This window comes from Streptosporangium sp. NPDC005286, from assembly GCF_040607515.1.
Classification (GTDB): domain Bacteria; phylum Actinomycetota; class Actinomycetes; order Streptosporangiales; family Streptosporangiaceae; genus Streptosporangium.
Genome location: NZ_JBEXGU010000058.1, coordinates 17500 through 35990, shown reverse-complemented (window position 1 = coordinate 35990; position 18491 = coordinate 17500). Strand labels below are relative to the sequence as shown.

The following is an 18491-nucleotide window of genomic DNA, read 5'->3' as shown; positions in this document are numbered from 1 at the left end:
CAAAACCGCTCCTCGGTCCGGGTGGCGCGGAGGCACGGACGGCGTCCTCAGCCGGTGAGGAAACGACTGATCAGGTCGACGTGCGGGGCGCGGAGAAGTTCGTGGTGCTCTCCGGGGATCTCGTGGACGGCCAGGTCTGAGACGGTCTGGCGCCAGCCCGCCTCCTGGACGGCGCGCAGCGCGGGCGGATGCGACTCGCTGGCCAACAGGGTGACCCGGCCGTGGAACCAGCCGGCCCGGTAGTCGGCCAGGCCGCGCAGGCTGTCGCGCCAGAGCCGCAGCAGCTCCGGCCCGTACGCCTCGTGGTAGGCGGCCACCTGGGAGGAGGTCATGCCCAGCCCTGCGAAGAAGCCCACCTTCGAGTCGAGCAGGGTCTGCCGGGCCTCGGCGGCGCCCAGCGGGGCCAGCCGGTCGATCAGCGCCTCCAGTTCGGCCAGCTCGCCCAGTAGGTCGGTCACGAACACCTCGGGCAGCACCGAGTCGATCAGCACCACCTGGTCGACCTGGTGGCCGAGCGCCTGTAGCCGCCTGGCCGTCTCGAAGGCCAGCACACCGCCCGCGGACCAGCCGGCGAGCGTGTACGGACGCGCCAGGTCCAGTCCCGAACCGGCCAGCTCCCGGGCGTACCTGGCGGCCATGTCCGGCAGCGAACCGGCTTTCATCCCCGACTCCAGCGCCTGCAGCGCGTGGACCGGCCGGTACGCGGCGAGCCTGGCCGCCAGCCCCGCGTAGCAGCGCGCGGAGCCGCCGAGCGGATGGAAGCAGTACAGCGGGGCTCCGGCGGACGAGGAGACGGCCAGCGGGGTGATCACGGGGAGCGTGGCGGCCGGAGCACCGTCACTCCCCAGGTCGGCACCGTGGCCGGGCTCCCGGGCGGGGCCGGAGCCGTTCTTTTGGCCGTGACCGAGACCGGAGGAGCCGGAGGCGGGGCCGGGATCGGGGCCGCTGTCGGCGCCGGGGGCCGGGTCGTGCTCGGAGCCACGGTCCGCGCCGTGCCCCGAAGACCCGCCGGAGGCGTGCCCGAAGCCACGGTCGGAACCGGGGACGGCCGCGGACACCAGGGTGGCCAGGCCGCTGACCGTGGCGTTGGCCAGGAACCTGCGAAGCTTGACCTTCACGCCCAGGCGCTGTTCCACGCTCGCCATCAGCCGTACCGCGCCGAGGGAGTCGATACCCCTGGCGAACAGGTCCTCGTCCGCGCCGACGTCGTCGGAGCCGATCCCGAGCAGCCCGGCGATCAGGTCGGCGATCTGCCCCTCGACGGCGGTACGCGCCCAGCGCGGAGCGGGCTCCTCCTCCGCGTCCCGCACGGTGGCGGCGTTCACCTCCGGCAGCGCGGATCGGTCCACCTTGCCGTTGCGGTTGAGCGGGATCGCGGGCAGCGGCACGAAGACCGAGGGCACCATGTACTCGGGCAGGCTCCGGGCCAGGCCCGCGCGCATCTCGGCCGCCGTGGCGGTGCCGACGACGTAGGCGACGAGCCTTCGCCCTCCTCCGGAGCCGGGCCGGGGCTCGGGTACGGGTACGGTCCCAGGTCCAGGCCGGGGCTCGGGTACGGGTACGGTTCCAGATCCGGGCCGGGGCTCAGGGACGGGTACGGTCCCAGGTCCGGGCCGGGGCTCAGGTACGGGTGCGGCGATGACGACCGACTGGTCGACGCCCGGCAGTTCGTCCAGGGCGGCCTCGACCTCTCCCAACTCGACACGGAATCCCCTCACCTTCACCTGGTCGTCGAGCCTGCCGAGGAACTCGAACTCCCCGTCGGCGCGGAGCCTGCCCAGGTCCCCGGTGCGGTAGAGCCGCGAGCCCGGCGGGCCGAAGGGGTCGGGCAGGAAGCGCTCGGCGGTCAGCGCGGGCCTGCCGTGGTAGCCGCGCACCACGCACTCGCCGCCGATGTACAACTCGCCGGGCACCCCCATCGGGAGCGGACGCATGGCGTCGTCCAGCACGTACATGGCGGTGCCGGGGATGGGCCTGCCGATGGGGACCAGCTCTCCGCCGATCGGGCCGGTCACGGTGTGCACGCAGTTGGCGACGGACGCCTCGGTCGGGCCGTACTCGTTGAGCAGCACCGGTGCCGGGTCCAGCGCCTGCCAGAACGCCAGCGCCCGGCTGGGGAAGGCGTCGGCGCCCACCACCAGGACCCCGGCCAGTCCCGCGGCCTGCTCGGCGGAGAGCTGCCCGGCCAGGACCTCCAGGTGTCCGGGGGTGAGCTTGACGAACCCGTACGGCCGGGCCGACAGCGCGGTGCCCAGCTCGTCGAGGGCGGTGTCCTCGGCGGCGATGTGCAGGCACTGGCCCACCACCAGCGGCGTGTAGATGTTGGGCACGACCATGTCGTAGGCGACCGAGGAGAAGAGCGGGGCCCCGCCCACGCCGCCGACGGCGTAGGCCGACACGCACCAGCGCAGGAAGTTCACCAGGCCCCGGTGCCCGACCATGACGCCCTTGGGACGCCCGGTCGAGCCCGAGGTGTAGATGAGGTAGGCCAGGTTGCCGGACGCGGCGGTCGGGTCCGGGTCGCCGGAGGGATGTCCGGCGCTCTCGGCTTCCAGGGCGGCCTCATCGTCCAGCACCAGCCGGGCACCGGAGTCGGCCAGCATGTACTCCAGCCGGGCGGACGGCAGATGGGGGTCGAGCGGCAGGTAGGCGGCCCCGGCCTTCCAGATGCCGAGGAAGGCGGCGACGAGCCAGTCGGAGCGTCGCAGGCGGACGGCGACGATGCTCTCCGGGCCGATGCCTCTGCCGCGCAGCCAGTGCGCGATCCGGTTGGCCCTGGCGTTCAGTTCCCGGTAGCTCAGCCGGGTCCCGCCGAAGGTCAGCGCGACGGCCTGGGGGGTGCGCCGGGCCTGCCGCTCGAAGAGCTGGTGCGCGCAACCGTCCGGCGACCCCAGTGGTTCCGGCCCCCGGCAGGCCGCGAGCAGCGTCTCGCGCTCGGCGGGCGGGAGGATCTCCAGGGCGCTGAGCGGTACGTCGGGCGCGGCGGCGACCTGGGCGAGCAGGTGGACGAAGGACTCGGCGAGCCGCCGGGCGGTGCCGGGCTCGAACAGGTCGACGCGGTAGGTCAGGTGCCCCAGCAGGTGGCCGCCTGCCGGCATCAGGGACAGCGCGAGGTCGTACTTGGCCGCGGTGTCGGGGAACTCGAACGGCTCCACGGCCAGGTCGCCGAGGGCCGTGCTCCCCGGCAGGCCGGCGTGCAGCTCGTACAGGACGCGGAAGAGCGGGGCGCGGCCCTGGGCGAGCATCGGGTACGGCAGGTGCTGGTGGGTGAGGGCGTCCAGGCAGTAGGCGCGGACCCGGCGGAGCAACTCGGTGAAGCTCGGGTCGCCCGACAGGTCGGCGCGCATCACGACGGTGTTGAAGAAGGCGCCGACGAGGTGCTCGGAGTGCGGCACGGCGCGGTTGGCGACGGTGCTGCCGAGCGCGATGTCGTCCTGGCCGCAGTGGCGCGACAGCAGCGCGGCGAACGCGGCGAGCCCGGCCATGTACGGGGTGGCCCGGCAGCGCCGGGCGACGGTGCCGAGCACGGCGGCGGTGGCGGCCGGCACGGTGAAGGTCAGCGTCGCCCCCTCCGTGGCGGGCTCGGCGGCGGTCTTCGTGGCGGGGACGCGGTCGGTGGGCAGGTCGAGCGCGGGCAGGCCGGCCAGGGCGCCGCGCCAGTGCGCCAGGGCGGGCGCCAGATCCACGGCCCGCTCGGCGGCCACCACCTCGTCGTACCCGGCGGGCAGCGGGGGCAGCGGGTCGGGCAGCCCGGCGAGGTGTGCCCGGTAGAGGGCGTCGAGCTCGCCGAGGAAGACGCCCATGGACCACTCGTCGAAGGCGATGTGGTGCACGGCGAGTACCAGGACGTGGTCGTCGGCGGCCAGCCGGGCGAGCTGGACGCGCAGCACCGGCCCGGCGGCCAGGTCGAACGGCCGCCGCGCCTCGGCGACGGCCGTCCTGCGGGCCTCCTCCTCCGACGCCACGGGGTGTACCGGCAGCTCGACCGGCGCCGGTGGCAGCACCGAGGCCACCGGCCGTCCTTCGACGTTCGGGTAGACGGTGCGCAGCGCCTGGTGGCGGGCGACGACGTCGCCGAGCGCCCCGGCGAGTGCCGGGACGTCCAGCGGGCCGCGCAGGCGCAGCGCCAGGCAGACGTTGTACTCCGTCCCCGCGGGGTCCAGCTGGTGACCGAGCCACATCCGTTCCTGGGCGTACGACAGCGGCGTCCCAGCGGGAGAGGTCACGGCCGGGGGCGCCTCGGCCGGCGGCTCTTCGGACCGGGGCGTCCCGGCGGGGGAAGCTCCGGACGAGGATGTCTCAGGCGCTACGACCGGCACCTTCCACCTCCAGCGGCGAGTGCGGTGGGAGGGGTGACGCTCCGTCTTCCAGCAGGCCGATGACGACCTGCGCCAGCTCGCCCACCGTCGGGTGGGTGAACACGTCCGCGACCGGCACCTCGACGCCGTGCCGTGCCCGGATCCTGGCGACGAGCTGGATGGCGACCAGCGAGTGGCCCCCGGCCTCGAAGAAGTCGTCGTCGAAACCGACACCGTCCAGGCCGAGCAGCAGCGTCCAGTCGTCGGCCAGCGCCTGGTGGACGGGGGTGTGCGTGGGCGCGCTCATCGTGTCCTCCTCGCCGCACCCGCGGGTGCGAGCTGGTCTTCTGCCCCCGGCACCGGGCGGGCGGGGTCGTGGCCGACGTCGACGATCCGGTTGGCCCCGTCCACATGGACGACCCGGGGCCGGTAGCCCGGCAGCTCTTCGCCCGAGTACTGGCCGTAGGAGATCAGGATCACCATGTCCCCGGGCGCGACCAGGTGGGCGGCGGCTCCGTTGATGCCGATCACCCCGCTGCCGCGCTCCCCGGCGATGACGTACGTCTCCAGGCGGGCGCCGTTGGTGATGTCGACGATCGCCACCTGCTCGCCGTCCAGCAGGTCGGCGGCGTCCATCAGGTTCTCGTCGATCGTCACCGAGCCGACGTAGTGCAGGTTCGCGTGGGTGACCGTCGCTCGGTGGATCTTGGATTTGAACATCGTGCGCAGCATCTCGGGCTTCCGTTCACACATGGGAGGCTGGTGACAGTGCCGAGAGCGGCGCGTGCGGGTCACGCACCGCCGCTCCCAGCAGATGCAGCCATGCATCCACCAGACTCTCGACGGTGGATCCGTCGAACAGGCCGGTGTTGTAGGCGACCTCGCCGATGATCGAGTCCGGGGTCTCCGCGACCGAGCAGACGAGGTCGGCGACCGTGGTACGGGTCGCCAGGTCGATGGGGGTCACCGTCAGCTGTGGCAGGCGTACGCCCTCGGCGCCGGTGAGCGCGCTGAGCGGGACGCCGTTGAAGATGACGTCGAAGAAGGGGGAGCGGCCGGGCGCGCGCGGCGGGCGCAGCGCCTGGACCAGCCGCTCCAGCGGGACGTCCTGGTGGGCGTAGGCGCCGTGGACCACCTCGCGGACGCGGCCGAGCAGTTCGGCGAAGGTCGGGTCGCCGCCGCAGGGGGTGCGCAGCACCAGCGTGTTGACGAAGAAACCGATCATCTGCTCGGTCTCCGGGCGGGTACGGCCGGGTACCGGGGAGCCCACCGCGACGTCGGCGCCGCCGCACGCCTGGAAGAGCGTGGCCTGGAAGGCTCCGAGCAGGGCGGCGAAGAGCGTCGTGCCCGCCTCGCGGCCGAGCCGGCGCAACTCCTCGGTGACCCGTTCTTCGATCATGAAGGAGACCCTGGCGCCCGCGTAGGTCTGCACGGGCGGGCGCGGCCGGTCGATGGGCAGCTCGGCCGGGGTGATCCCGGCCAGCTGGGCGCGCCAGTAGTCGAGCTGCTCGCCACCCGCGGCGTGCTCACGCTGCCAGGCGGCGTAGTCCACGTACTGCGCGGCCGGCTCGGGGAGCACGGCGGGCCGCCCGGCCAGCGCGGCCTCGTACAGGGTGGCCAGCTCCTGCCAGAGCACCTGCTCGGAGGCGGCGTCGTAACCGACGTGGTGGATGACCAGGGAGAACACGTGCTCGTAGGCGTCCAACCTGGTCAGCCTGGCCCGCACCGGCGCGGCGGCGGCGAGGTCGAAGGGGGTTTCCCAGTCGGCCTGCAGGGCGTCGGAGGCGGCGCTCTCGCGGGCGATGCGGGTCTCGCCGGGCGCGACGCCGAACCTCAGCCGGGGTCCGTGAGCGTCGACGCGCACCTCGGGGATGCCTTCGGGGCTCTCCACGTACCGGGTCCGCAGGATCTCGTGCCGGGCGACCAGTTCGTCGAACGCCTGGCGGAACGCCGCCACATCGAGGTGGCCGTGCAGGCGGCAGGCGGTCGGCACGTTGTACGCGGTCGAGCCGGGTGCCAGCCGGTGCAGGAACCAGAGGCGTTCCTGGCCGTAGGAGAGCGGCAGTGTCCCCTCGCGGGACACCCTCGGCAGCGGCGGAAGCTGCTCGGCGCGGGTCTCGGCCACCTCCTCGGCGAGCTCCTCCAGCGACTCGGCGGAGAAGAGCAGGTAGAGCGGGAAGTCGATGCGCAGATCGTCCTGGATGCGGAACATGACCTGGGTGGCGAGCAGGGAGTTGCCGCCCAGCTCGAAGAAGTTGTCGTCCAGGCAGACCGTGTCCAGGTCCAGGACGTCGGCCCAGATGGTGGCCAGCGCCTGCTGCACGGCGGTGACCGGGGGCCTCCCCTCGGCCCGCTCGGCGGGCGGGGTGATCTCCGGCAGCGCGGCCCGGTCCACCTTCCCGCTGCTGGTCAGCGGCATCCGGTCGATCACCGCGAGCTGCGCGGGGATGAGGTAGGGCGGGAGCCGGTCGACCAGATGGGCCCGCAGCTCCGCCGGGTCGGGGGCGGCACCGGAGGCCACCACGTAGCCGAGCAGGCGTTCCCCGGCGACCGTGACGGCGGAGCGCTCGACCCCGGGATGGGCGTCCAGGGTGGCCTCGATCTCGCCCAGTTCGACCCGTACCCCGCGGATCTTGACCTGGTGGTCGGTGCGGCCGAGGAAGTCCAGGGCGCCGTCGGGGCGGCGCCGCCCCAGGTCGCCGGTGCGGTACAGCCGCGAGCCCGGCGGGCCGTACGGGTCGGGGACGAAGCGCTCGGCGGTCAGCGCGGGCCTGCGGTGGTAGCCGCGCGCCAGGCCGATCCCGCCGATGAACAGCTCGCCCGCCGCACCATCGGGTACGAGCTCTCCCGCCTCGTCCAGCACGTGCACGGTGTTGCCGGTGAAGGGTGTTCCGATGGAGACGACCGGGCCCGCGTGCGGGTCGTGCGGGTCGTAGGTGTACAGGGTGGAGTCGATCGACACCTCGGTGGCGCCCCACTGGTTGTGCAGCCCGCAGCCGTACACGCCGATCTGCTCGTGGAAGGCGAGCGCCAGGGGTGCGGTCAGCGCCTCCCCGCTGGAGATCACGTGGCGCAGGTGTGGCAGCGGCGGCAGCCCGGCGCGGCGGTGCGCCGCCAGGAACAGCGCGAGCATGCTGGGCACGAACTGCACGACGGCGGCGCCGAAGCGCGAGGTGGCCTCCAGCAGCGCCACCGGGTCCCGGTGCTCGCCCGGCGGCAGGATCGCCACCACCCCGCCGGTCGACAGCGGCCAGAACACCTCCACCGCCGAGTCGTCGAAGCTGAGCGTGGTCTTGTGCAGCACGGCCTCGCCTGGTTCGAGGCGGTGCTCGGCCTGCATCCACCGCATCCGGTTGACCCAGCCCCCGTGCGTGCTGGCGACCCCCTTGGGAGTGCCCGTCGAGCCGGAGGTGTAGTAGAGGGAGACCAGGTTGCCCGGGCCTACCCCGGAGCCGGCGGGGGTCGTCGGGTGACGGTCGAGCAGCGCGCTGTCGCGGTCGAGCAGCACGACGCGGGTGAGGTCGCCGGGCAGCAGGTGGGCGAGTGCCTGCTCGCCCACCGACACCGGCGCCGCGCCCTCGGCGACCATGAGCCGCGCCCGGGCGGGCGGCGCGTCGGGGTCGATCGGCAGGTAGGATCCGCCCGCCTTGAGGATGCCGCACAGCGCGATGACCAGGTCCAGTCCCCGGTGCACGCACACCGCCACGGGGGTGTCGGCTACCACTCCCAGCTCGCGCAGGTGGTGGGCGAGCTGGTTGGCGCGCCGGTCCAGCTCGCGGTAGGTCAGGGTGTGGCCGTCGGCATCGATGACGGCCACGGCGCGGGGGGTCCGCTCCACCTGGGCTTCGACCAGCTCGTGCAATCCGGCCACGACTTCTCCTAACGGTTCGCCGACGCCAGCAGGGCGACGCGGTCGATCTTCTTGGTGGGAGTCAGCGGGAAGGCGCCGCGCACCTCGATCCTGGACGGGATCATGTAGGCGGGCAGGTGGGCGGCCAGGTGCTTGCGCAGCGCCCGAGGGGTGATATCCCCCTGGGCGAACAGCAGCAGGCCCTCGTCCACGATGTGCGCGGCGGCCAGCTCGACCAGCGGGTGCTCCTGGGCCACGCACTCGATCTCACCCAGTTCGATCCGGTAGCCGCGCAGCTGGACCTGCCGGTCACGGCGCCCGGTGAACCAGAGCCGGCCGTCGGGGCGCAGCCGGCCCAGGTCGCCGGTCCGGTAGAGCCTGCCGTGCTCGGGGTGGTCGACGAACCGTTCGGCGGTCAGCTCGGGGGCGCCGCCGTAACCGAGGGCCACGCCGAGCCCGCCGACGTGGATCTCGCCCTGCTCGCCGTCCGGTACCCGTTCACCGGCGTCGTCGAGCAGGACGACGTGGTAACCGGCCAGCGGCCTGCCCACCGGCAGCGGGTCCGGCTCTTGGGCGGTGACGAGCCCGGCGGTGCACCACACGGTGACCTCGGTGGGGCCGTAGAAGTTCCAGACGCGCCCGGCGCGCCCGGCCAGCTCGGCGGCCAGCCGGGCGGTCAGCACCTCGCCGCCGCAGACGGCCTGCAGTTCCTCGCGCCCCGGCGTCAGGTACGGCAGCAGAAAGCGCCAGGCGGTGGGGGTGGCGTGCACGACGGTGGCGCGGTGCCTCTCCAGCCAGCCCACCAGCCGTTCCGGGGCGGCCTGGAGCGCCTCGGAGGTCACCAGGGTCGCGCCGCCGTGGCTGAGCGGGACGAACATCTCCAGCAGCGCGATGTCGAAGGAGAAGGTCTGGTTGGCGGCGTACCGGTCGGCGGGGCCGGGGCCGAGCAGTTCGGCGACGGCGCGCACGCAGTTGTGCAGTGAGGCGTGCGAGACCAGCACCGCCTTGGGCCGCCCGGTGGAACCGGAGGTGAACATCACGTACGCGCACCGCTCCGGCTCGGCGTCACCCGTCCGCAACTCGGCCGTGCCCTCGGCGCCCTCGGCGCCCTCGACGCCCGGTATGGAGTCGAGGAGCAGGCTCATGCCCGCCTGGCGCTGCTGGAAGCGCAGCCGCTCGGGCGGCAGGGCCGGATCGAGGGGCAGGAAGACCGCGCCGGCCTGCCAGATGCCCAGGATCACCGCCACGTAGTCGGCCGAGCGGGGCAGCGCGACACCGACCACGTCACCGGGGCGTGCCCCTCTCTCCCGCAGGGCGTCGGCCACCGCGTTGGCACGGGCGGCCAGTCGCCCGTAGCTGAGCTCGGAGGCCGGGTCGAGGACGGCGACCGCGCCGGGCGCGTGTCTCACCTGCCGGGCCACCTCGTGCAGGACGGTGTTCACGCGACCACCTCCTGCGGGACGGTGCCGGCGTGGCCGGACGCGGGCAGGTGCGCGGGCCGTTCGCGGGACCAGGGGAGCAGTGGGATGGACGCCACGGCCCCCGGTGGGTTGAGCTTGGCCCAGTCGAGGTCGTGGCCGAGCTCGTAGAGGCGGATCAGCACGCCGGGCAGGTCGCTCGCGCTCGCGTGACGCACCACGCGAGCCTGCCTGCCCCCCGAGGCGCCGCGCAGCCGGGGGCCGAGTTCGGCGGCACCGATCTCCACGAAGGTGCGTACTCCCCGGTCCAGTGCGAGGGCGAGCGCGTCGCCGAGCAGGCTCGGGGTGGCCAGGTGGCGCGCCCAGTGCCGGGCGCCCTGCGCGCGGCCGTCGACCGGCCCGCCGGTGAGCGTCGACAGCGCCGCCGTCTCACCGGTGTTGACGGGCAGCCCCTGCAGGGCGAGTTCCAGCTCGGCGGCGAGTGGCGCGGCCAGCGCGCTGTGGTCGGCGGTGGCGGGGCCGAGGTCGCCGCAGAGCACGTCTCCCGCGCTGAGGGTGGCGGCCAGGGTGGCCAGCGCGGCCCGGGGACCGACGATGACACAGGTCTGCGCGTCCTCCACGGTGGCCACCGCGAGCGCGGGACCGATCCGCGCGCACAGCGCCTCCGCCAGCCTGCGCGCCAGCCGCACCCGTAGCGCGTGCACCGGCGCCGACCTGGCCAGCAGTCTGGCACGGTGCCCGGCGACGGCGTCCGCGGCGGTGGGCGACAGCACGCCGCGGTGGCGGGCGGCGGCGACCTCCCCCGCGCCGTGGCCGATCACCAGGTCGGGACGGACGCCCGCCCGGCGCAGTTCGGCGGCGAGGCCGGCGTGCGCGGCGGCCGTCCCGGCGCCCGGCTCGTCGGCGAAGACCAGGGCCAGGCCGCCGGGTGCCGCGCCGCCGGGTGTCGCGGCGGCCAGATCGGTCAGTGCCCTGTCGAGCTCCCGGCTCAGCTCGGCGGCGTCGGCGCCGGTCACCCCGACCCGGTAGGCGTGGTGGTCGCGCCGTTCCCCGGCCGTGTGGCAGGCCGCCGCCAGGTCCAGTTCCGGATCGTCCAGCGCGGTCCGCCAGCGCACGACCAGCTCCCGCAGCCCGGCGTGCGTGTGCGCCGAGAGCGGCAGGTAGTGGCGGGTGCGCGAAACCGTTGCCGGTGGATACGACCACGTCTCGGCGGGCGGTCCCCCCTCGCAGTCCTCCCAGGCCTGCCGCCGGGCGGGAACGCCTCCACGCGTGACGGGTGTGCGCCGCCGCTCGGGCGGTGCCTGGAGGATCAGATGGGCGTTGGTGCCGCCGAAACCGAAGGAGCTGACGCCGGCCAGGCGGCCGGTCCAGGGTTCCAGGCTCCGCTGCACGCGCAGGCCGCCGCCGGACCAGTCGAAGTCCTCGGCGAGCTCGGTGGCGTGCAGGCTGGCAGGCAGCGTGCCGTGGAAGAGCGCGAGGGCCAGCTTGGCCAGGCCGGCCGCACCGGCCGCCGCCTCCAGGTGCCCCAGGTTGCTCTTGACCGAGCCGATCCGCAGCGCGGCGCGGCGCGGCGCCGTGCCCAGCACCTCCGACAGGGCGCGCAGCTCCATCAGGTCGCCCAGCCGGGTGCCCGAGCCGTGCGCCTCGACGTAGCCGACGTCACCGGGGTCGACCCCCGCGGCGCGGCATGCCGCGCGCAGCAGCCGTACCTGCGCGGGGGCGCTCGGCGACATCAGACCGTTGGTACGCCCGTCGCTGTTGACCGCGCCACCGAGGATGAGGGCGTAGATCCGGTCCCCGGCGGCGAGCGCGTCGCCCAGGCGCCGGAGCGTCACCATGACGGCGCCCTCGGAGCGGCCCATGCCGTCGGCCCCGGCGCCGAAGGACTTGCACCGGCCGTCGGGGGCCAGCACGCCCGCCGTACGGAAGCACAGGCCGATGTCCGGCGAGAGGATGGCGTTGACCCCGCCGGCGAGGGCGATGTCGCACTGCCCCGTCCGCAGTGCGGTCACCGCCTGGTGGACGGCGACCAGCGACGACGAGCAGGCGGTGTCGACGGACATCGAGGGGCCGTGCAGATCGAAGACGTAGGAGATGCGGTTGGCGGCCACGCTGTGCGCCACACCGGTCGGGGTGTAGAGGCCGGGCTCGGCCGCGGCGAGTCCCGGGCTGAAGCTGCTGACCAGGAAGTCCCCGCTGCTGATGCCCGCGAACACGCCCGTCTGGCTCCCGGCCAGATCGGCGAGGCGGAGCCCGGCGTCCTGCAGGGACTCGTGCGCGACCTCCAGCAGCAGCCGCTGCTGCGGGTCCATCGCCTCCGCCTCGCGGGCGTTGACCGTGAAGAACGCCGGGTCGAAGCCCTCCACGTCCGGCAGGAACCCGCCCTCGCCCACCCCTGGCTCGCGCCAGCCCGGGTGGTGCGCGGCCCGCTCGCCCGGCACCGTGCCGACCGCGTCGACGCCGTCCGCCAGCAGCCGCCAGAGCCGTCCGGGGCCGTCGGCCCCCGGCAGGCGGCAGCCGATGCCGACGATCGCCACCGGTTCGGCGGAGTGGGCGGGGGCCTCATGCCCGCCCCGGGCGCGGGAGGTGCCGTGGCCGGGGGTCCTGCGATCCGGTTGTGCTACGGCTCTCGCCAGATGTTCGGCCAGGGCGCGCGGGGTGGGGTGGTCGTAGAAGACCGTGTTCGGCAACGGGGTGCCCAGCCGGGCCTCCAGTTCGGCGGCGAGGGCGACCGCGTCGGCCGAGCCGATGCCGTAGTCGATGAACAGCCGGTCGGCGTCGACATCGGCCAGGCCGGCGCGTTCGGCGACCAGGGAGGTCAGCAGGTCCAGGACGTTCATCGCCCGGCCGCCACCGGATCGGCGTCCGCGAGGGCGGGCGAGGTCCATCCGGCCAGCACGGTGAAGCGGCCCTCCGCCAGCATGGCGCGGCACTCGCGGCGCCGGATCTTTCCACTGGTGGTCTTGGGAACGCTGCGCGGCTCGACCAGGAACACCCCGTCGAGCAGCACGTCGTGCTCCCTGGCCACCGCGAGGCGGATCTCGGTGATCAGCTCGCCGAGATCCCCCGCGGTCGCGGCCGTGACCTCGGCGACCACCACCGCGGCCTCGGCCTGCGGCACGTCACCGGTGGGCTCGATGGCGAAGGCTGCGCCGCAGCCGCCCCGCACGGCGGGGCTGACCCGCTCGACGGTGTACTCGACGTCCTGGGGATAGTGGTTGACCCCGTTGAGCACGATCAGGTCCTTGTGCCGGCCGACGATCACCACGCCGTCGCCGTCCAGCACGCCGAGGTCTCCGGTACGCAGGAAGTTCTCCTGGCGTCCCGGCAGCCGGGCGTGGAAGGTCTCGGCGGTGGCGTCGGGGCGCTGCCAGTAGCCGGCCGCCACCGAGGGTCCCGACACCCACACCTCGCCCACCTCGCCGGGCTCCCGCGCCAGCCCGGTGTCGGGGTCGGCGATCTGGACGACCGTGTCGTCCAGCGGGGTGCCGCAGCGCACGTAGTGGCGCTCCCCCACCCGTACGCCGGGGTCGGCGACCGACAGCGGCCCGGTGGAGACGACCAGGGTGGCCTCGGCCATGCCGTACCCGACGTGCAGGCTCGCGGCGTCGAATCCGGCGGGGGCGAACCGCTCGGCGAAGCGGCGCAGGGTGTCCCGCCTGAGCGGCTCGGCACCGTTGATCGCCACCCGCCAGCCGCTCAGGTCCAGGGTGGCGATCTCGGCGTCGGTGACCTTGCGGGCGCACAGCTCGTAGGCGAAGTTGGGCGCGTAGCAGAGCTGCCCGCCGTGCTCGGAGATGGCCCGCAGCCAGGCGAACGGCCGGGCGGCGAACGCCTGCGGCGACATCTTCACCACGTGCGCGCCCCACAGCAGCGGCGACAGCAGCGATCCGATGATCCCCATGTCGTGGTAGAGCGGCAGCCAGGAGACCGTGGTCGTCTCGTGGGTGGCCCCGACGGCGGCGGCCACCGCGCGGGCGTTGTGCGTCAGGCCGCCGTGGGTGACCATGACGCCCTTGGGGTCGCCGGTCGATCCCGAGGTGTACTGCAGGAACGCCAGGTCGCCGGGTGCGGGCAGCCTCCAGTGGTCGGCGGCGTCGCCGAGGAACAGGTCGGCGAAGTGCAGCCAGCCGCGGAAGCCGGGCAGGGTCGCCAGTGCGTCCGCGTCGGGGAGCGGCTCGGGGGCGATCGCGTAGGCGGCGCCGGAGTCGCGGGCGATGGAGGCGATCTTCGACCAGGCGGATCTGAAGTGCGCGAGGGAGGGCAGGTAGACGGGCACGGGCAGGGCCCCGGCCAGCATGCAGCCGTAGAAGACGGGCGCGTACTCGGCGGAGGAGGGGCAGACCAGGAGCACGCGCTCGCCGCACGCGCCGGCCTCGGTGAGGCGGGTGGCGACCTGGCGGGCACGCAGGGCCAGCTCGGCGAAGGTCCACCGGGTGCGCTCGTCCCTGCCCAGGAAGGTCAGCGCCGGGCGCTCACTGTGCTCGTCGGCGGTGCTCAGCAGCGACGCCAGCACCGAATCATGAAATGTCATGCCATACCTCCGATGTGGTCGTTGAGAAGCTCGTCCAGCAGGGCGTCCACCTGGGCGTCGGACAGGGCGTCCAGCCGCGCCGCCATCGGGTCACGGGTATCGGTCTCGCCGGCCGGCCGGTCGTCCAGATGGGCGCTCACCCGCCCGGCCAGCTCGGTGACGGTGGGACCGTCGAGGAAGGCCGGGGCCGGCAGGCGCACCCCGAGCCGGGCCTCCAGGAGGTTGCGCAGTTCGACGGCCATCAGCGAGTCCAGTCCCAGCCGGGTCAGCGACGCCTTCGGGTCGATCGCGGCCGGTGAGATGCGCAGCACCCCCGCCACCCACTCGACGAGCGCCCGCTCCAGCTCCTGGGGGGTCGTGATGCTCAGCCGGCCGGCCCCGGCGTGGCCGGCCGCCAGCCCGGCGAAGATCGACCAGTGCTCGTGTCCGGGGTTGTTCGCGAACCAGGCGGGCGCGTCCAGCGGGACGACCGCCACCTGGGCCGGCAGCTCGGCGAGCAGCTCGGCGAGGATCCGCAGGCCCGACGCGGTGTCGATGGAGCCCATGCCCCGGTCGGCCAGCCTGCCCGCCCGGTCCGGCCGGGCGGCGAGCCCGATCTGTGACCAGACGCCCCAGTCGACGCTGGTGGCGGGCAGGCCCCGGTTCCTCCTCCAGTGCGCGAAACCGTCCAGGAAGGCGTTGGCCGCCGCGTAACCGGCCTGGCCGCCGGAGCCGAGCAGCCCGGCCGCCGAGGAGAACAGCACGAACAGCTCCACCGGGTCGCCACAGGTCAGCCGGTGCAGGTTGCGGGTGCCGGCCACCTTGGGGCGCAGCACCTCGGCTACCTCGTCGAGGTCGACGGCGGCGATCGTGCGGTCGCGCAGCACCCCGGCGGCGTGCAGGACACCGCGGATGGGCGGCGCCTGGGCGCGGAGCCCGTCGAGCGCCCGCTCCAGCGCGCCCGCGTCGGCGACGTCGGCGGCCAGCACCACGACCCGCACGCCCTCCTCGCGAAGCGCGGCGATCCGCTCCCGCGCGGCCTGCCCGGGCTCGCTCCTGCCCAGCAGGGCGAGATGCCTGGCTCCCTGCCGTACGAGCCCCTCGGCCGCGGCCAGGCCGAGACCGCCCAGACCGCCGGTGACCAGGTAGGTGCCGTCGGCGCGCAGCCGGGGCCGGTCGAAGGTGAGCACCACCTTGCCGATGTGCCTGGCCGAGGCCATGTGCCGGAACGCCGCCTCGGCCTCCACCGCCGGGAAGGCCGTCACCGGCAGCGGGCCGAGATCGCCCGCCGCGACCGCGTCCACCACCTCGCGCAACATCGCGCCGACCAGTGCCGGGCGCCGTCCGGCCAGCGAGAACGCCTCCACCGCGTGAAAGGACAGGCTCTTGGCGAAGGGGGCGAGCGGCAGCGGCCGGTTCTCCGCGATGTCGCGCTTGCCGAGTTCGACGAACCGGCCGAAGGGCGCCAGGATCCGCAGCCCCTCGTCGACGGCCTGTCCGGCCAGGCAGTTGACCACCATGTCGACCCCGGCGCCGCCGGTGGCCTCCAGGACCTGGTCGGCGAAGTCCAGCGAGCGCGAGTCGAAGACGTGCCGGATGCCCTGTTCCCTGAGCCAGGCCCGCTTGCCGGGCGAGCCCGCGGTGGCGAGGACCTCCGCGCCCGCCCGCCGGGCCAGCCGCACCGCCGCCTGGCCGACGCCTCCGGCCGCGGCGTGGATCAGCACCCGTTCCCTCGCCTCCAGCCGGGCCAGCCGCTCCATGCCGTAGACCACGGTGACGTACGCCGCGGGGAGCGTCGCCGCCGCGGTGAAGTCCAGATCGCCGGGGATGGGCACGGCCAGCCGGGCGTCCACGGTGACGTGCGAGGCCATCGCGCCGATCTCGGCGACCAGGGCCACCACCCGGCTGCCTACGGCCAGGCCCGTGACGCCACCGCCGACGGCGGTCACCTCGCCCGCGCACTCCAGGCCGTAGCCGAGTGGCTCCGGCTGCTCGCCCAGCATGCCGATCCCGCGCAGCACGTCGTTGAAGTTGAGCCCGGCGGCGTGTACCCGGATCCGTACCTCTCCCGCCCCCGGCGCCCGGGGAACGTCCTCGGCCAGGCAGAGGGTGGCCAGGTCCTGCCGGGCGCGCTGGACGAGCCGGTGCGGGCCGCGCGGCCCGGCCGGTCGCGGGGTGAGGCGCGGCGCGAACGGCCTGCCACCTCGCAACGCGACCTCGTTCTCACCCGCGAGCCTCCAGGTGGGCCGCTCGGCGCCGGCGTCGCCCGGGGTCCAGCAGGACGGCTCGTGCTCGCCGTCCAGATCGATCAGGGTGCAGCGCAACTCGGGGTGTTCGTGCCTGATCGTGCGCGCCATCCCCCACACGGCGGCGGCGTCGGGGTCCACCGGGTCGCCCGGCTCGACCGGCTGGGCGTTCCTGGTCACCACCCACAGCCGGTCCGGCTCCGGCTGGGCGATCAGCTCCCGGGTCAGTTCCAGCAGCGACCGCAGTGCCTCCTCGGCGGGCCGTCCCGGTTCGACCCGGTGGACCACGCCGTCGAACGGCTCGTCCGCGCCCGTCTCCACCGGCACCCAGCGCGTGCTGTACGTCCAGCCGCCGGCCCCGGCGCCGCGCGCGATCCCGTGCAGCCGTACCCCGCGCAGTGCCAGTACCACCCGGCCGTCCTCGTCGCAGGCGTCGATGTCGAGCGTCACCTCCGCCCCGTCACCCGTTCCGGCGTTCTCGTACGGAGCGGCGTCCGCCTCCGGGTGCGCGCCGGCCCCATCGCCGGCCCCGTCGCCGGTGCCCGTCGCGGACGCGACCCTGGCGTGCGCCCAGCGGGCCGCGCCGACCTCGCCGAGCACCGACACCCGGGCCACCGCCCGGGGCAGGTAGAGGTCGTCGCCTTCGGCGAGGACGGGCGCCGCCGCCTGCAGGCAGGCGTCCAGCAGCGCCACGTCGAGGCGGTACGGCCAGGGGCCGGAGGCGGGCTCGCCGTCGCGGGCCGGCGAGAGGGGGGAGGCGGCGCGCAGGCGGGCGAGGGACTCTCCGGGGGCGGTGAAGACCTCCTCGATCCGCTGGAAGGCCGGACCGTACCGCATGCCCCTGGCGGTGAAGCCCGAATACAGCTCCTCCGCTCCGATCCGGGTGGCGCACCTGGACCTGAGCGGCGACAGCTCCAGGTGCGCCACGGTCTGCGGGGTCGCGCGGGAGGCCGAGGCGTGGGTCCGCCCCTCGACGGTGAGGTCGATCGCGTCACCGTCGAGCCGGGTGGCCAGGCGGCGCGGCGCGTCCAGGAGCAGCGGGGCGTGGAACTCCACCCCGGCCAGCGCACCGGAGTGTTCCAGGGCGGCCGCCAGGTATCCGGCGCCGGGGAAGACCGGCCGGCCCTCGACCCGGTGGTCGCCCAGAGGGCCGTCCGCGGTGAGCTCCACCTCGCGCAGGCGGGCGAGCGAGCCCGCGAAGGCGGCGTCGTCCTCCTTGTGCACGGACGCCAGCAGCCGGGCGTCGATGTCGCGCAGTCCGGACAGCAGGGTGGGGTGCGGGCTGAGCTCGACGAACGTGTCATAGCCCGCGTCCAGGAGTTGCCGGATCACCGGCCAGAACAGGACGGGCTCGCGCAGGTTGCGGCACCAGTAGTCGGCGTCGAGCACCGCGCCGGGGCGGCCGGTGACGGTCGACCAGAGCGGGATCCCCGCGCGGTTCGGCACCAGGGCGGCCAGTTCCTCGCGCAGGTCCGGCAGGAGGGGGTCGACGTGGTGGCTGTGGCCGGCGACGTCGGCGCCGACCAGGCGGCAGAAGACGTCCTCCCAGCGGAGCTGCTCGACGAGCGCGTGGACCGCGTCGTGGTCGCCCGCCACCACCGTCGAGCCGGGCGCGTTGGTGGCGGCCAGGCAGATCCGGCCGGCGCCGGTTCCACCGTCGCCGGGAACGCCGGGGATCTGGGGTGCGGCCCTACGGTGGCCGTTCTGCTCGGCGACCAGGGCGGCGGTCTCCTCCCAGCCGAGGCCGACCAGCGCCATGGCGCCCGCCCCGCTGAGCCTGCGGTAGAGCCGGCTGCGGACGCCGACGATCCTGGCCGCCTCCGCCAGGGTCAGGGCGCCCGCCACGTGGGCGGCGGCGAGCTCGCCCAGGCTGTGCCCGACCACCGCGGCGGGTACGACGCCGTTGGCCGCCCAGAGCCTGGCCAGCCCGATCTGGAGGGCGAAGAGAGCGGGCTGGACCACGTCGATCCGGTCGGCGTCGGCCCTGCCCGCCAGCACGTCGGTGACGGATCGGTCCGTGTACGGTTCGAGCGCGAGCTCGCACTCCCGGATCGCCGCGGCGAAGACCGGTTCCTGCTCCAGCAGGGCACTTCCCATGCCACGCCACTGGGCACCCTGGCCGGGAAAGACGAAAACGACACCGTTCATGCCGAGAAGCATCGCCAG

General features: G+C 74.5%; 8 protein-coding genes. All 8 read right to left on the bottom strand.

The features are described from left to right. Positions 1 to 47: 47 nt before the first annotated feature. The 8 genes from ABZU75_RS21900 to ABZU75_RS21865 all read right to left on the bottom strand — a co-directional run bounded on the left by ABZU75_RS21900 (position 48) and on the right by ABZU75_RS21865 (position 18473). Positions 48 to 4226: an amino acid adenylation domain-containing protein gene (locus ABZU75_RS21900; protein WP_355557061.1), complete on the bottom strand. Its 4179-nt coding sequence runs from the start codon at positions 4224 to 4226 to the stop codon at positions 48 to 50. Positions 4227 to 4299: 73 nt separating this feature from the next. Continuing rightward, entirely contained in the window at positions 4300 to 4605 is a 306-nt protein-coding gene (locus ABZU75_RS21895) for a phosphopantetheine-binding protein (protein ID WP_350925224.1), read from the bottom strand. Then, complete coding sequence (gene panD, locus ABZU75_RS21890) at positions 4602 to 5030, bottom strand: aspartate 1-decarboxylase (RefSeq protein ID WP_355557090.1); 429 nt, start codon at positions 5028 to 5030, stop codon at positions 4602 to 4604. The genes ABZU75_RS21895 and panD overlap by 4 nt, the downstream gene beginning before the upstream one ends. Positions 5031 to 5043: 13 nt before the next feature. After that, on the bottom strand, positions 5044 to 8169 hold the full coding sequence (locus tag ABZU75_RS21885; RefSeq protein ID WP_355557057.1) for an amino acid adenylation domain-containing protein: 3126 nt from the start codon (positions 8167 to 8169) through the stop codon (positions 5044 to 5046). Positions 8170 to 8177: 8 nt separating this feature from the next. Next, positions 8178 to 9590 (bottom strand): amino acid adenylation domain-containing protein, encoded by a 1413-nt coding sequence (locus ABZU75_RS21880; protein ID WP_355557054.1) that lies wholly within the window; start codon positions 9588 to 9590, stop codon positions 8178 to 8180. After that, positions 9587 to 12406: a beta-ketoacyl synthase N-terminal-like domain-containing protein gene (locus ABZU75_RS21875; RefSeq protein ID WP_355557051.1), complete on the bottom strand. Its 2820-nt coding sequence runs from the start codon at positions 12404 to 12406 to the stop codon at positions 9587 to 9589. Before ABZU75_RS21875 ends, ABZU75_RS21880 begins: the two co-directional genes overlap by 4 nt. Next, a complete protein-coding gene (locus ABZU75_RS21870) occupies positions 12403 to 14100 on the bottom strand; it encodes a fatty acyl-AMP ligase (protein WP_355557048.1) in 1698 nt (565 codons plus the stop codon). The genes ABZU75_RS21875 and ABZU75_RS21870 overlap by 4 nt, the downstream gene beginning before the upstream one ends. After that, complete coding sequence (locus ABZU75_RS21865) at positions 14097 to 18473, bottom strand: SDR family NAD(P)-dependent oxidoreductase (RefSeq protein ID WP_355557045.1); 4377 nt, start codon at positions 18471 to 18473, stop codon at positions 14097 to 14099. The genes ABZU75_RS21870 and ABZU75_RS21865 overlap by 4 nt, the downstream gene beginning before the upstream one ends. Positions 18474 to 18491 lie beyond the last annotated feature (18 nt).